Origin of the sequence: Buttiauxella sp. 3AFRM03, assembly GCF_003675305.1 — a bacterium.
GTDB lineage: Bacteria > Pseudomonadota > Gammaproteobacteria > Enterobacterales > Enterobacteriaceae > Buttiauxella > Buttiauxella ferragutiae.
The window spans coordinates 4,421,676-4,436,331 of record NZ_CP033076.1; the positions used below are offsets into that span (position 1 = coordinate 4,421,676).

The 14,656-nt window shown below is 52.0% G+C and carries 13 protein-coding genes; 7 read left to right on the top strand and 6 right to left on the bottom strand.

Annotation, left to right across the window (positions count from 1 at the left end):
* Positions 1–38: 38 nt before the first annotated feature.
* Positions 39–1,697 (top strand): alpha-keto acid decarboxylase family protein, encoded by a 1,659-nt coding sequence (locus tag D8682_RS22045; RefSeq protein WP_121815137.1) that lies wholly within the window; start codon positions 39–41, stop codon positions 1,695–1,697.
* A 63-nt stretch (positions 1,698–1,760) separates the two neighbouring features.
* On the opposite strand, the gene D8682_RS22050 is transcribed toward D8682_RS22045, so the two are convergent.
* Positions 1,761–2,993, bottom strand: a complete 1,233-nt coding sequence (locus D8682_RS22050; protein WP_121815138.1) for an ion channel protein — start codon at positions 2,991–2,993, stop codon at positions 1,761–1,763.
* Positions 2,994–3,213: 220 nt separating this feature from the next.
* Here D8682_RS22050 and glk point away from each other — a divergent pair, with 220 nt between their 5' ends.
* Positions 3,214–4,179 (top strand): glucokinase, encoded by a 966-nt coding sequence (gene glk, locus D8682_RS22055; RefSeq protein ID WP_064544626.1) that lies wholly within the window; start codon positions 3,214–3,216, stop codon positions 4,177–4,179.
* Between the two features lie 30 nt (positions 4,180–4,209).
* Here glk and D8682_RS22060 read toward each other — a convergent pair whose 3' ends face one another.
* The 3 genes from D8682_RS22060 to D8682_RS22070 all read right to left on the bottom strand — a co-directional run bounded on the left by D8682_RS22060 (position 4,210) and on the right by D8682_RS22070 (position 8,709).
* A complete protein-coding gene (locus tag D8682_RS22060; protein WP_064544627.1) occupies positions 4,210–4,941 on the bottom strand; it encodes a LytTR family DNA-binding domain-containing protein in 732 nt (243 codons plus the stop codon).
* Positions 4,938–6,644, bottom strand: coding sequence for a sensor histidine kinase (locus tag D8682_RS22065; RefSeq protein WP_121815139.1), 1,707 nt, complete (start codon positions 6,642–6,644; stop codon positions 4,938–4,940). The genes D8682_RS22060 and D8682_RS22065 overlap by 4 nt, the downstream gene beginning before the upstream one ends.
* A gap of 823 nt (positions 6,645–7,467) precedes the next feature.
* Positions 7,468–8,709: a DUF1479 domain-containing protein gene (locus D8682_RS22070; protein ID WP_121815140.1), complete on the bottom strand. Its 1,242-nt coding sequence runs from the start codon at positions 8,707–8,709 to the stop codon at positions 7,468–7,470.
* Between the two features lie 241 nt (positions 8,710–8,950).
* Here D8682_RS22070 and alaC point away from each other — a divergent pair, with 241 nt between their 5' ends.
* Positions 8,951–10,156, top strand: coding sequence for an alanine transaminase (alaC, locus tag D8682_RS22075; RefSeq protein ID WP_064544633.1), 1,206 nt, complete (start codon positions 8,951–8,953; stop codon positions 10,154–10,156).
* Between the two features lie 51 nt (positions 10,157–10,207).
* Here the strand turns inward: alaC and ypdK are convergent, their stop codons facing one another.
* Together ypdK and D8682_RS22085 are read right to left on the bottom strand one after the other, a co-directional pair.
* Complete coding sequence (ypdK, locus tag D8682_RS27500; protein ID WP_115631778.1) at positions 10,208–10,282, bottom strand: membrane protein YpdK; 75 nt, start codon at positions 10,280–10,282, stop codon at positions 10,208–10,210.
* A gap of 343 nt (positions 10,283–10,625) precedes the next feature.
* On the bottom strand, positions 10,626–10,817 hold the full coding sequence (locus tag D8682_RS22085; RefSeq protein ID WP_064544635.1) for a hypothetical protein: 192 nt from the start codon (positions 10,815–10,817) through the stop codon (positions 10,626–10,628).
* Between the two features lie 319 nt (positions 10,818–11,136).
* Between D8682_RS22085 and D8682_RS22090 the strand changes: the two genes are divergently transcribed.
* The 4 genes from D8682_RS22090 (at position 11,137) to D8682_RS22105 (ending at position 14,648) form a co-directional block, all read left to right on the top strand.
* Positions 11,137–12,636: an MDR family MFS transporter gene (locus D8682_RS22090; protein ID WP_064544637.1), complete on the top strand. Its 1,500-nt coding sequence runs from the start codon at positions 11,137–11,139 to the stop codon at positions 12,634–12,636.
* Between the two features lie 75 nt (positions 12,637–12,711).
* Positions 12,712–13,218 carry a hypothetical protein gene (locus tag D8682_RS22095; RefSeq protein ID WP_064544639.1) on the top strand — a complete coding sequence of 169 codons (507 nt, stop codon included), beginning with the start codon at positions 12,712–12,714 and terminating at the stop codon, positions 13,216–13,218.
* A gap of 12 nt (positions 13,219–13,230) precedes the next feature.
* Positions 13,231–13,677 carry a DUF421 domain-containing protein gene (locus D8682_RS22100; RefSeq protein ID WP_064544641.1) on the top strand — a complete coding sequence of 149 codons (447 nt, stop codon included), beginning with the start codon at positions 13,231–13,233 and terminating at the stop codon, positions 13,675–13,677.
* A gap of 119 nt (positions 13,678–13,796) precedes the next feature.
* Positions 13,797–14,648 carry an aldo/keto reductase gene (locus tag D8682_RS22105; RefSeq protein ID WP_121815141.1) on the top strand — a complete coding sequence of 284 codons (852 nt, stop codon included), beginning with the start codon at positions 13,797–13,799 and terminating at the stop codon, positions 14,646–14,648.
* Positions 14,649–14,656: the final 8 nt, after the last annotated feature.

The window sequence follows — 14,656 nt, forward strand, 5'->3', positions numbered from 1 at the left end:
CCAATACTCACTGTAAGCCCTCTGAGAAGGAATGCGTCATGACTTACCGTGTAGCGGACTATATTCTCGACCGATTCACCGAAGCCGGGATCAACCATTTATTTGGTGTCCCAGGTGACTACAACCTACAGTTTTTGGATAGCGTGATTGAAAACCCGACTCTAGCCTGGGTTGGATGTGCCAACGAACTGAACGCCGCTTACGCCGCTGACGGTTATGCGCGTTGTAATGGTGCCGCCGCGTTACTCACCACCTTTGGCGTGGGTGAATTAAGCGCAATAAACGGCATCGCCGGAAGTTACGCCGAATACTTACCGGTTATCCATGTGGTGGGCGCGCCCTGCCTTGGGGCACAACGGCGCGGCGAATTGCTGCACCACACATTAGGTGACGGCGATTTTTGCCATTTTGCCAGAATGGCGCAGGAGGTGACGGTGGCTCAGGCTTCGCTCACACCGGAAAACGCCTGTTACGAAATTGACCGTGTTTTACAACAAGCCCTCACGCAACGCCGTCCGGGTTATTTGCTGCTCCCCAGCGATGTCTCCCAGGCTCCAGCCATTCGCCCGACTCAACCTCTGTTCGCTGTGCAATCAGGTTGCGATCCGGCATTGCTGGCCGAATTCCGCGCCTGTGCCCAGGAACGCCTCGCAGAAAGCCGAAGCGTGGCGTTATTGGCTGATTTCCTGGCGCTGCGCTTTGGGCAACAAAAAGCGCTGCAGCAATGGATGGACGACACCCCGATGCCTCATGCCACCATGCTGATGGGCAAAGGGTTATTTGATGAAGGCCAGCAAGGGTTTGTCGGAACCTACAGCGCCTCGGCCAGCGATGAAAAAGTGAAGCACGCTATTGAACGCGCTGAGCTGGTCATCTGCGCCGGCGTCAAATTCACCGACACGCTCACCGCCGGGTTCACGCAACACCTCACCGAACAACAAACTATCGACATTCAGCCACACGCCACACGCATTGGTGACCGTTGGTTCAGTGGCATTGCGATGGCGCAAGCCGTTGAGGTGCTGCATCAGCTGTGTAAACACCAGGTTTCCGGTTGGCCGGTGCCACAACAAAAGCCGCCTGCGTTACCCTCCACCACCAACGGAACGCTGGACCAGCACGCCTTCTGGCAATTAATGCAAAACTTCCTGCAAGCGGGGGACATCGTGCTGGCCGACCAGGGAACCGCCGCTTTTGGTGCCGCGACGCTGACCTTGCCTGCAGGTGTGACCTTTATCGCTCAGCCGCTCTGGGGCTCGATTGGTTTTACCCTCCCGGCGGCATTTGGCGCACAAACTGCCTGCCCAAATCGGCGAGTGATATTGCTGGTAGGGGACGGTTCGGCACAACTGACTATTCAGGAAATGGGGTCGATGCTGCGTGACCAGCAGCGGCCAGTGATCTTCTTGCTTAATAATGATGGTTACACGGTTGAGCGGGCGATACATGGCGCGGAGCAGCGCTATAACGACATTGCGCCATGGAACTGGACGCAAATCCCGCAAGCGATGAATGTTCACAATCCGGCGCAATGCTGGCGAGTAACAGAACCGGTGCAGTTAGAAGACGTGATGCAGAAGGTGGCAAAAGCAGAACGACTTACGCTTGTGGAAGTCGTCCTGCCGAAACAGGATATACCCGAATTGTTGCATGCCATCACAACATCGCTGGCAAAACGCAATGCCGCAAGAGACTGATGACTGGCCTCTTCGTAGGTCTGATAAGCGATAGCGTCATCCGACAAAGCAGGTAACGCAGAGCTACACTTTCGGTTTCTCGGCCATCATCACCGGTTTACCCGCCAGCAGCAGCCAGGCGGGTAACATCACGATGCACAGCAGCGGCAGCAACTTGATATCTGGCACAATTGCCATTGCCATAAACAGGCTAAGCCAGCCGTCACGCGTGACCACCAACACCAGGCCAAGGACGGCACATGACAGGGTAATTGCTGCCGGAACCGCTTCGACATGCTGATGGAGCATCATCCCCAGCGCAACCCCGACAAACACCACCGGGAAAATCCGTCCGCCACGGAATCCGCAGGCTGAGGCAACCACCAGCGCGGCCAGTTTTACCACCACAAACATGAACAGGGTGGCCACGGAAAAACTCCCGGCGGTCAGCTGGCGCATTTCATCCAGCCCCTTGAACAGTGTGACTTCGCCGCCAATCAGCCCTAATACCCCTAACAGAAAACCGCCGGTGCCAAGAATAAACACCGGGTGCTTGAGCTGGTGAATCATGCGATGCGCACGCGGCAAACACCAGACGGCGACCATCCCCAATGCAATCGCGATAGTCGCTACCACGGCTCCACTGAAGATATCCACCACGCGCAATTCCGTATATTGCAGCACCGGTATCGAGAAATCAGGCTGGAAGAACAAATCGGTGGTCATGGCTCCGGCAGCGGCGGCCATCAGCGGGGCGAAAAGCCGGTCCCACAACGGTACATCGTTGCTGCTGTTCAGCGTTTGCGAAAACACTAACGCCGCCGCAACTGGCGTACCAAATAGCGCACCGATGGTTCCTGCTGCGGCGAGAATAGTCCAGTCGAGCGCGGCGACTTTAGGCAATAAACGCGCACCAATCGCCACCGCCAACGCAATATTCACCGACATAATAGGGTGTTCCGGCCCGAGGCTAACCCCACCGGCAAGCCCCAGCAGCAGCGCAATAATCAGACCTGGTAGCACCATCACCGGTACCGGCGAGCCAATCAACGGCTCTGTTGCCGGATCGGGCCCCGCGTGGCCTGGCATATAGCGCACCACCAACCCAACCGCGATGCCGGTGACGGTCAGCATCAAAAGAATCCACATCGGGGAGTTCATATTGAGGTCGAAATTGGCGGGCAGGGTAACCCACAGGTATTTTTGCAAAACCGCAGCGACTTTCATCACTACAATCAATACCAGACTGGAACAAACCCCAATGATTAACGCTGGGACAGAAAGAACCAGCATGGTTCTGGCTCGCGGATGGAGCATAAATTTTCCTTACTCTAAATTTATTCAGCGCAAATCGTCGCGGCAAACCCTCTGCCTGATTAGTTTTAAGCCACTGTGCAATACCGGCTGAAACGCTCAAGCTAATCTGTGACGAAGATCGATAATCCCAAGGCACTTCTCATCTGGTCGTTGTTGTTTAGGCTAGCTAATTTTACAGTGATGCCAGATCTTATTTTGACTTTAGCGGAGCAGTGAAAGAATGACAAAATATGCTTTGGTGGGAGATGTAGGCGGCACCAATGCGCGTCTGGCACTGTGCAACGTTGAAAATGGTGACATCACCCAGGCAAAAACCTATTCGGGCCTCGATTTCCCAAGCCTGGAAGCGGTGGTGGCGCATTATCTCAAAGAGCACAATGTCGCCGTGACTGACGGTTGTATCGCCATTGCATGCCCGATTACTGGCGATTGGGTGGCAATGACCAACCATACCTGGGCATTCTCTACCGCCGAGATGAAAAAGAACCTCGGCTTTGAACATCTGGAGATTATCAACGACTTTACCGCCGTTTCCATGGCTATTCCGGCTCTCAAAAAAGAGCACCTGATCAAGTTTGGTGGCGATGAGCCAGTCGAAGGCAAACCGATTGCGGTTTATGGTGCTGGCACCGGGCTTGGCGTCGCACATCTTGTTCACGTCGATAAACGCTGGGTGAGCCTGCCGGGTGAAGGCGGTCACGTCGATTTTGCGCCAAACAGCGAAGAAGAGGGGATTATCCTCGAAGAACTGCGTACCGAAATCGGCCACGTTTCTGCAGAACGTGTGCTTTCCGGCCCCGGTTTAGTGAATTTGTATCGCGCGATTGTTAAATCAGACGGGCGTGAACCAGAAAACTATAAACCGAAAGACATTACCGAAAAGGCTGTTGAAGACACGTGCACCGACTGCCGTCGTGCCTTGTCGCTGTTCTGCGTCATCCTCGGGCGCTTTGGCGGTAACCTTGCGTTAAACCTTGGGACGTTTGGCGGCGTGTACATTGCGGGCGGTATCGTGCCACGTTTCCTCGAATTCTTTAAAGCTTCCGGTTTCCGTGGCGGTTTTGAAGACAAAGGGCGTTTCAAAGAATACGTGCACAACATTCCGGTGTATTTGATTGTTCACGATCAACCAGGATTGCTGGGCGCTGGCGCGCATTTGCGCCAAACGCTGGGGCAGGTTCTGTAATCCCATCGGGCGCAAATTCTTGCGCCCGTTTTACAAACGCATCAACTGGCGAAACTCTTTCACTTTGCTACGACTCACCGGCACCTGAAATTCCAAATCCTGCAAACGCAAAATATAGGTATTGTTAAACCACGGTTCTATCTCACGGATTTTACTCAGGTTAACGCAATATGAACGATGGCAACGGAAGAAATGGCTTTCCGGTAGGCGATGGCAAAACTCAGTGATGTTCATCGACATGACATACGCTTCACGTCGCGTATACACAAAGGTCATTTTCTCGTGCGCTTCGGCGTAATAAATATCGTTAACATCGGTAACGATAATCCGCTCATCTTTCACCAAATTAACCGTCAACGCTTCACGCCCCGGGGTGTTAGCAGCGGCAGGGGCGTTTTGTTGCTGGAAAGCGGCTTCCAGCTTTTGCAGCATCCCAATAATGCGCGACTCTTGATACGGCTTGAGAATGTAGTCGAAAGCCTCCAGCTCAAACGCCTCCACTGCATGTTCTTTCCAGGCGGTGATAAACACAATAAACGGCTTATGAGCAAACTTACTGATGTTTTGCGCCAGCAACACGCCATCTAAAGAGGGGATGTTGATGTCGAGAAAAATAGCATCAACTTCATGATGTTGCAGATAACGCAGCACATCCATGCCGTCATCAAAGGTGCCCACCACTTCCATCTGGCTGTGCTCTTTGATAAGCCAGTTAAGCTCCTGCTGAGCCAGGACTTCATCTTCTACGATGAGGACTTTCATAGATTACCTCCTTGTTGCGGCAATAAAGGTGGAACGGTACTGGCGGCGTGAGGCACATAAAATGCAATCTCAGTGCCTGGCTCAAGGCGACGAATATGCAGGCCTTCACCGTAGAGTAATTTTACGCGGTGATGCACATTCAACAGGCCGATTTTATTGCCCGGCATTTCGTTGGCCTCCACGCGTTCAATCACCAGCGGATCAATACCGTTACCGGTGTCGCGCACCGCAATTCGCACGCGATTACCGCTCTCCTCAACGCTGATGGTCACCACGCCTTTGCCTTTACATGGCTGTATCCCGTGGACAATCGCATTCTCAACCAGCGGTTGGATCAGCAGGCTGGGGATCAGGCAATTCACCTCTTCATCAATGTGATAAATCACCGTCAGCTTGTCGCCAAAACGTGCCTGCTCAATGGCGATGTAATCCTTTATTTGATACAGCTCTTTTTTAATATCGATCTGTTCATCGTCTTTTAATTCAATGTTGTAGCGCAAATAGCGCGACAAGTTATAAATCAACTGGCGTGCGGTATCGGGATTCATGCGAATAGACGAGGATATCGCGTTCAGGGCATTGAACAGAAAATGAGGGTTAATTTTGCTTTGCAGCGCGCGTAGTTCGGCTTTATTTGCCATTTCGCGCAACTGCTCGGCACGGGAAACTTCCAGTTGGGTGGAAATAATCTGCGAAAGCCCGACTGCCATCTCCTGCAAAGTAGAGGTAATTTGATGAGCATGGCGGTAATAGATTTTCAGCGTGCCGGTGACGACACCTTTTTCCCATAACGGAATAATAATCAGCGAGTGAATTTCCGGGGTGCGATAAGCCTCATCATCGTTACGGATAATGATTTTTCCTTCGCGCAGCGCCAGTTGGGTGCGGGGGCTAATCCCGTTATCATTCTGTTTATAATTGCTTTCCCCAAAACCCACGTAGGCTAACACTTTCTCTTTATCGGTAATGGCTACCGCGTCGGCGTTAATATCCTCGCGGATAATATTACAAACCTGGCGCAGTGATTCGCTGTTCACCTTGCGGAACAACGGCAGCGTTTTATTGGCAATATCCAGCGCCAGCTTGGCCTGACGCGCGGCGCTGGCCTCTTTCTCACCTTCAACACTTTGCACCAGCAACACAATAAAGCCGATGGAAACGGTGCCGACAATCATCGGAATACCGATTTTCGACACAATATCGATGCCCAGTGAAACAGACGGCGCCCACAGCACCACTAAAACCATGGTCATGGTTTCGCACAACATCCCGGCAATAATCCCCACCCGCCAATGCTGAGCTTTCGGTATTTTGCGGTTTATCCAACCGGCAATACAACCGGCGACAATACTGGTTATCAGGCAAGGAACGGCGGTAATCCCGCCGATATCAATCAGATAACGATGAAGCCCGGCGATAATACCGGTAATAATGCCGACCCACGGCCCAAATAAGATCCCGCCCGCCATCACGGCGATAATCCGCACGTTAACCAGCGAACCTTCAACATGCACGCCGGACCAGGTGCTGAACAGGGCAAACATCGAGAAAATAGCGGTGACGGCCAGTAACTCTTTCGGCGTGTGGGCGTTCTTATGCAACAACTCGCGGAACAGGCGGATGCGGATTAAAAAGAACAGGCAAATAAGCATCAGCGCCGCTCGGTCAAACACCGCCAGCAGCATATTAAAAATTTCGTGCACGGGTAACTCGCGTGACCAGGAATGGAAGGGCAATGATAAGGAAATTACTGAGTGGTTACCAGAAACGTGGATTTTTGGGACATGGTTGCCCTCATCCCGGCTTCTTCCCCAGGAGAAGGGGAAAGAAAACCGTTCAGTTCCCTCTCCCTGGGGCTGTCTCTTAGTCACATCTTTGAAAGGCGGTTCCTGCCGAGCCGGAGAAGGTTCCGTTCACCAGGCGACAGAGGGTTTATGTCGACCCGGAACCGGTGAACGTCTTAGGGTGACCACCGTCGTCACCCTAAGAACCCTGACTCCCGGCAAATAAATCGCCGCAAGCGGTATACCTCCATTTTGCCTCCGTGTCAGGGTCGGTTGCGATTCGTTCCAGACGATCGCGCCCTCCAGCCGCTCCCGGCGGCTGGACCCTGCCACCTGGAGTCAAAATGGAGGCGATTTAAGCCGGACCCGAAATTCAAGGACAAAGTCAAAAACCAGAGCGGTTTTGACTTTGTTCCCGGCTTCAGTCGCACCGTTTTTCGCCCTTCAGTCGGGGTCACGTGGCCGGGAGCCACGTGAGAGAGCGATCGTCGGGAACGAATCGCGAACGACCCCGAATGTTGGGTGAAAAACGGTGTTTACCGCTTTAGCGGCGATTGATTTGCCGGGCGCCTGGATTATCAAGGGGTTGGCGTTAACCCCTTGATACGTTCACCGTTTTCGTGAATTAAAGAGATAACTGAACGCACGGGTGAACGGAAAATCAGCGAGGCTTGCAGATCTGACCCTGACAAAATTGCCAGGGCGAGTTGTGACTAAGAGACACCCCCCTGGGGAGAGGGGATTACTTCCCACCTAACTGCTCGCGCCCGGCGGCTGTCATATCCGCTGGCATCGCACGTCCGGTGAAATCAACCTCGAAATCATCGGCGGCAAAATCAGGTGGTGATTTACCTTCAACAAAGGATGACCACTGGCGCTCAAGGTAAGCGGCGTTCTTCTCACACCATGGTGCGGCGGCGATATACATCACGTTGCTATCAAATTCACCAAGATGTTCATTTTCAACAGCATGGATCACATCGCAGTGCCAGAAAACCGTATCGCCCGCTTCCATATCCGGAATTGAGGAAATCCCTGTTAATAAAAGGGGATGCCACTGCTCGTTAATAGAAAGTGCGCGGCCAGGCTTCGCTTCGCACAGCGATTCTTCCGGCACATCATCCTGCAAAGCGCGCAGTAAAATGTAGGCCATCGCATTCGCTACCGGCAGCAAGGTTAGTGTGCCGCCATGTTTACGCTGCGGGCTAAGCGCCGTCCAGCCCTGGAAAGTACGGAACATCGAACACACCGCTGGCGATGGGAATTCACGCACTTCGGTACGCCCTTCAGCAGCAAACGGGCTGTATTTCTGCCATTCACCAGAAAACACATGGCGATAAACATGGCGGAAATTCTCATCCAGCCAGCGTTCAACTGAACCGCCATCCACATGTGGAGACAGGCCCAAAGAGTTGGAACGCGGCGGGCGGCGGCGGGTACGGTCGGCATAGCTCACCACACGGTCCGGGTCGAAATGCTGCTTACCGTTGCTTTCGGTTTCCCATAAATTATTCAGAAACACCTGCACCGCTTTCATGCGGGCATGTTGGCGCGCTTCAACCTGCGGCTTCGACCAGTAGATGCCGTAAATTTGCGGCTTACTGGCGGCAAGTGTGCCAAAATAGTTATCTTCTGCAGCGTTCTTCAGTTTCTCGACAAAGTTATTGCGCTCCAGATAATTCCCGACTTCCTCATTCCAGGCTTGCGCCTGAGATTGCGGGAATACCCCTTTCACGGTGCAACAACCCCGCTGGCGAATAAGTGCTTTTTGCTGCTCGCTAACGCGATGATTCACGATATCGTCAGCATTAATTTTTGGCACTGGGTTTTCCCCGCGCGCCAGCTCTGCGCGGATCTCGTCGATCTGGCGCTTCATATCGCCTTCGAGTTGCTCAAAAGCGGTTTGGTAATTTGGCAGTTCGTGGCGAAGTTTTTGTTTTATCTCACGGATTGCACGCGGTAAGTCATCAATCTGTAGGGTCATGGTGATACTCCACGTCTCTTAAAGAAGGTTATTGGATTGTTGCGACATGGTTAATGTAATCCACTTGTATCAAATAAAATAGGGATAGGCTTCGAATGAAGCATCCTCTTTTTGGTGGAATAAAAATATTTCTCTTTCCCTCTCGACAGATGATTTTTATTCAGGCTATTTTCTAAACAAGCCACATCGCGTGGCAGCGTCGCTCGGACGGTCCGGGCGCTAACGTTAATCTGAGGAATTTATGGCTGACTCCAGTCCAAAACGTCGTTTTTCGCGTATCGATCGCCTCCCGCCGTATGTATTTAATATCACCGCTGAGCTGAAAATGGCGGCGCGTCGCCGTGGCGAAGATATAATCGATTTCAGCATGGGCAACCCTGATGGCCCAACTCCGCCGCACATCGTTGAAAAACTCTGCACCGTTGCGCAGCGTGAAGATACCCACGGTTACTCCACCTCCCGAGGTATTCCGCGTTTACGCCGCGCTATTTCGCGCTGGTATAAAGATCGTTACGACGTCGAGATTGATCCGGAAAGCGAAGCCATTGTCACCATTGGCTCGAAGGAAGGCCTGGCGCACCTGATGCTGGCAACCCTCGACCACGGCGACACGGTGCTGGTGCCGAACCCAAGTTACCCGATTCATATTTACGGCGCGGTCATTGCCGGAGCGCAAGTGCGCTCGGTGCCGCTGGTGGAAGGCGTCGATTTCTTTGCCGAGCTGGAACGTGCGATTCGCGAAAGCTACCCGAAACCGAAAATGATGATCCTCGGCTTCCCATCGAACCCAACCGCGCAGTGCGTAGAACTGGAATTTTTCGAACGTGTGGTGGCACTGGCAAAACGTTACGACGTGCTGGTGGTGCATGATTTGGCCTACGCCGATATCGTTTATGACGGCTGGAAAGCCCCGTCAATTATGGAAGTCCCTGGCGCTCGCGATGTCGCAGTTGAATTCTTTACCCTGTCAAAAAGCTACAACATGGCGGGATGGCGCATCGGGTTTATGGTGGGCAATAAAGAGCTGGTGAACGCACTGGCGAGAATCAAAAGTTACCACGACTACGGCACATTTACGCCGCTACAAGTCGCGGCCATTGCGGCACTAGAAGGTGATCAACAATGTGTGCGCGATATCGCCGAGCAGTACAAGCGCCGGCGTGATGTGTTAGTGAAAGGCTTGCACGAAGCGGGCTGGATGGTGGAATGCCCGAAAGCGTCGATGTATGTGTGGGCGAAAATCCCTGAGCACTATGCACAAATGGGGTCGCTGGAATTTGCCAAAAAACTGCTTCAGGATGCGAAAGTCTGCGTTTCGCCAGGCGTGGGTTTTGGGGATTACGGTGACACGCATGTGCGCTTTGCGCTGATTGAAAACCGTGACCGTATTCGCCAGGCGGTACGTGGCATCAAAGCGATGTTCCGTGCCGATGGGGTATTGGGTTAACGTTTAATGGTTGAATGATGAAAAACAGGAGCCAATGGCTCCTGTTTTTCATCATTCAACCATCATCACAAACGTACCGACCCAAACCAACAAAATAAACGACAAGCCCATCATGAAATATTTCACGTTACATTGCTCCGCGCGTGCTGCCGCGCAATTTTGCTAAAAAATTCAGTATAGAAAGATGAAACCGCCATTCATGACTTTTGGGATTAACTTCACCATATGGCCGCTGCATATTGTATTTTTTTGGCTAATGAATCGATTCGCCGGCGCTAATGTACTCTCCCTTTCAGAGTGAATACAAGAGCCAGCAAACTGAGAAAAGCATCATTTTTTAAACTTTACATTTCGTGCGAATCGACTGTGACAAAGTCGCCATAATTCAATGAATTATGTGGGATGTATTTTGGAAGGGGAAAGCAGGAACAGGCCCTTGCGAGCCTGGATTAATGACGAAGCCGTTGGGTTATTTCACCGCGTCGTGGGCATTTTCCATCGCCTGCTTTAAGGCTACGTTTTGTCTGTTTTGCTCGGCCATATAACAGGCATCTTTGCTGACTCCCTGAGCCTGGCATTCTGCCTGGCGCTGCGCCGGAGTACTACAGCCAACCAATGTTCCAGCCATACCTACAACCATCATCAACATTATTTTTTTCATTGCTGTTTAACCCAAAATTAAGAAGAAGCCGCCGCAGCGGAAACGCCGTTTCTGGCGCTGGCATAATCCATTATTTTTGGTATGGGTAAATTAGGAAAAAGCTTAATCATTGATGCGGAAAATGTATTTATTTCCAGATCACAAATTGCTAAATGGCCGGTGAATCTCCAGTGACCCGATACTACAAGGCGGGCAATGGTGTGATTTCGGATTTATCACAGCCGTTTTTAGGGGCGTTTCGTGCGCCATCCATTGACCGGGTGAAACTATTCACCCTACATTAATTACCAAATTAATTAATCCCAAGCTGACAGGTAACATGACAGTCACCGAAACACCTCAGGCAGAAACGCATCAGCAGGCAACTTCAATTCGTTTATTGTTCTGTGCGCTGATGCTGGTCATGCTGCTCGCCGCACTGGATCAGACCATCGTTTCCACCGCCTTGCCGACCATTGTCAGTGAGCTGGGTGGGCTGGAAAAACTCTCCTGGGTGGTCACCGCTTATCTGCTTTCTTCCACTATTGTGGTGCCGCTATACGGTAAATTTGGCGATCTGCTGGGGCGCAAGATCGTGCTGCAAACGGCTATCGTGATTTTCTTGCTTGGCTCCGCGTTATGCGGGCTGGCGCAAAATATGACGCAGTTAATTCTGATGCGAGCCTTGCAAGGGTTGGGTGGCGGCGGGCTGATGGTGGTCACTATGGCGGCGGTGGGCGATGTTATCCCGCCTGCGGATCGCGGCAAATATCAGGGCTTGTTTGGCGGGGTGTTTGGCCTTGCCACCGTAATTGGCCCGCTGATTGGCGGGTTCCTGGTTGAGCATTTCTCCTGGCGCTGGATTTTCTACATCAACCTGCCGCTCGGTGTCTTCGCGCTGCTGGTGATTGGCGCGGTGCTCAAACCGCAAACCGCGCGTATTCGCCACCAAATCGATTTTCTTGGCGCGGGTTATCTCGCCGCCTCGCTGACCTGTTTAATCCTGTTCACCAGCCAGGGCGGCACCGTAATGGCGTGGTCTGACCCGCAACTGTGGTGCATTTTTGCCTTTTTTGTGGTGACGCTCGGCGGTTTTATTTATGAGGAGCGGCGGGCATTTGAGCCGATCATTCCCCTCGGCCTGTTCCGTGACCGCACTTTCTTATTGAGTTGCCTGATTGGTTTTATTATCGGCATGTCGCTGTTTGGTTCGATGACTTTCTTGCCGCTTTACTTGCAGGTGGTGAAATCGTCCACGCCGACCGAAGCCGGGATTCAGTTACTGCCGCTGATGGGTGGGCTGATGCTGACCTCAATTATCAGTGGCCGCATCATCAGCAAAATAGGGCGCTATCGCATCTTCCCGATCGTTGGTACCTTGCTGACGTTTATCGCCATGTTATTGCTCGGCACGCTTAAAATCGACTCACCTATTCACACTCTCTATCTCTACATCGCGTTGTTGGGCTTTGGTCTGGGCATGGTGATGCAGGTGTTGGTGCTGGCGGTGCAAAATAGCGTGGAGCAAAAAATGATTGGTGTTGCGACCTCCAGCACCACGCTGTTCCGCCAGATTGGTGGCTCGATTGGCGTGGCGGCCTTCGGCGCAATTTTCACTAATGTGCTGCAAAACAAACTGAGCGAATTGCTCCCACCTGATACTCAATTGCCCCGTCAACTGGGTGCAAAGGCGGTGCATGAACTTCCGGCGGCGCTGCAAAATGATTATCTGCAAGCCTTTGGCTCGGCATTGCATTCGGTGTACCTGATTTCTGCGGCAGTGGTGGTGTTTGCGTTCATCCTGTCATTGCTGATGAAGGATGTACCGCTGCGTAAATAATCCAGGCTGGCTAGTGTTGCCGCTGTTGACTAGACTTCAAAACAGCCACTTACTCTGCATTGGCCGGATCAATAAATGAAAACAACGCCCGCCAAACAATCTTCACCCGTGGCCGAAAAACCGTTCTGGCTGAACTTTGAATTTCAGCTGCGGCGTGTCGGTTTTGTGCTGTTGCTGCTGATTGTTGCGGCCGCTCTGGCGGGGCTATTTTCACGCGGCTATCTCAGTGAGGCCACCCGTTCGAACGACGACCATTCCCTCACTGTTGATTACGAAAAATTCAATCGCCTGATGAGCGACATGGACATGAAAATCACCTCGGTTACCCCGCCTGGGAAACGTAACCGTATTGTGCTGGGCGGTGATTTTATGGAGGGCTTTCGCATTGATACGCTGCAGCCGCAGCCGGATAAAATGTACAGCCTGAATGGCGAGATGATTCTGGAATATCAACCGATGGCACCTGGTGTTAAGCAAACATTGTGGTTAAGTCTGACGCCGATGAAATTCGGGGCCATGAAAAGCACCGTCGCAATTGATAACGGCGCTGAAATCCCTTTCCAACAATTTATTTATCCCTAAGGTAACCAGACAATGGATATGGTAATAAGGGCGCTGGCCATTTATCTGATATTGATGGTGGTGTTCAAGATTGCTGGCCGCCGTACGCTATTACAGATGACCTCCTTTGATTTGATATTGCTATTAATTATTAGCGAGGCCACGCAACAAGCGTTATTAGGCAATGACTTTTCCGTCACCGGAGCCATGCTGACCATTGTCACCTTGATCGTGGTGGATATGCTGTTTGGTTTGATAAAGAAACATTTACCGGGAGCTGATGATTTTCTTGATAATACGCCAGTCATTTTGGTTGAAAGCGGCTATTTGTTTCAGGAGAAAATGAAAAAAGTCGATATTTCCTGTGATGATATTTTACAAACAGCCCGTGTTGATCACGGAATCACCCAACTGGCAGAAATTAAATTCGCCATTCTCGAACGCAACGGGCATATCTCGATTGTCCCGGAAAGCAAATAATCCCGCCGCTCGTATTCATTAATGAATTCTGCTAATAAACCCTAGCGAATTAGGGTGCCTAATCAGATAAACCTGTTTGCGTTATGCTTTTTCCCACACCACAGATTAGGGGGAACGCTATGCAAACCGTCACATTGAACAACGGTATCGAAATGCCACTGCTGGGCTTTGGCGTCTTTCAGATGACAGAGGCCGCAGAATGCGAACGTGCGGTTATTGACGCCATTGAAACCGGCTACCGTTTGATTGATACCGCCGCCTCTTATCAGAACGAAACGCAAGTCGGTAATGCTTTAAAAAACAGTGGCATTGCCCGTGAAGAGTTGTTTATCACCACCAAACTATGGTTGCAAGACGCCAACTACGAAGGCGCGAAAGCGCAGTTCGAACGTTCGCTCAACCGCCTGCAAATGGATTATGTCGATTTGTATCTGATTCACCAGCCGTACGGTGATGTGCATGGCGCGTGGCGTGCGATGGAAGAGTTGCAGCAAGCCGGGAAAATCCGCGCCATTGGCGTCAGTAACTTCCAGCCTGATCGACTGGCTGATCTTATCGCTTTTAACAGCGTGGTTCCCGCCGTCAACCAGGTGGAGGTGAACCCGTTCCATCAGCAACTGCATGCCGCGCCGTGGATGCAAAGCCGTGGCATTCAGCCAGAGGCCTGGGCTCCGTTTGCTGAAGGGCGCAACAATCTGTTCCAGCATCCGCTATTAGCGGCGATTGCGGCAAAACACGGTAAGAGCATCGGGCAAGTCGTCCTGCGCTGGATCTTCCAGCGTGGCATCGTTTCGCTGGCGAAAACCGTGCGCCAAACTCGCATGGCAGAGAACCTCAATATTCTGGATTTCGAACTGAGCCGCGACGATTTTCTGCAAATTACCGCGCTGGATACTGCGACCAGTGCCTTCTTCTCGCATCGTGATCCGGCGAGGGTTGAGTGGCTAACCGGCCGCAAACTAGACGTATAACTTCCACC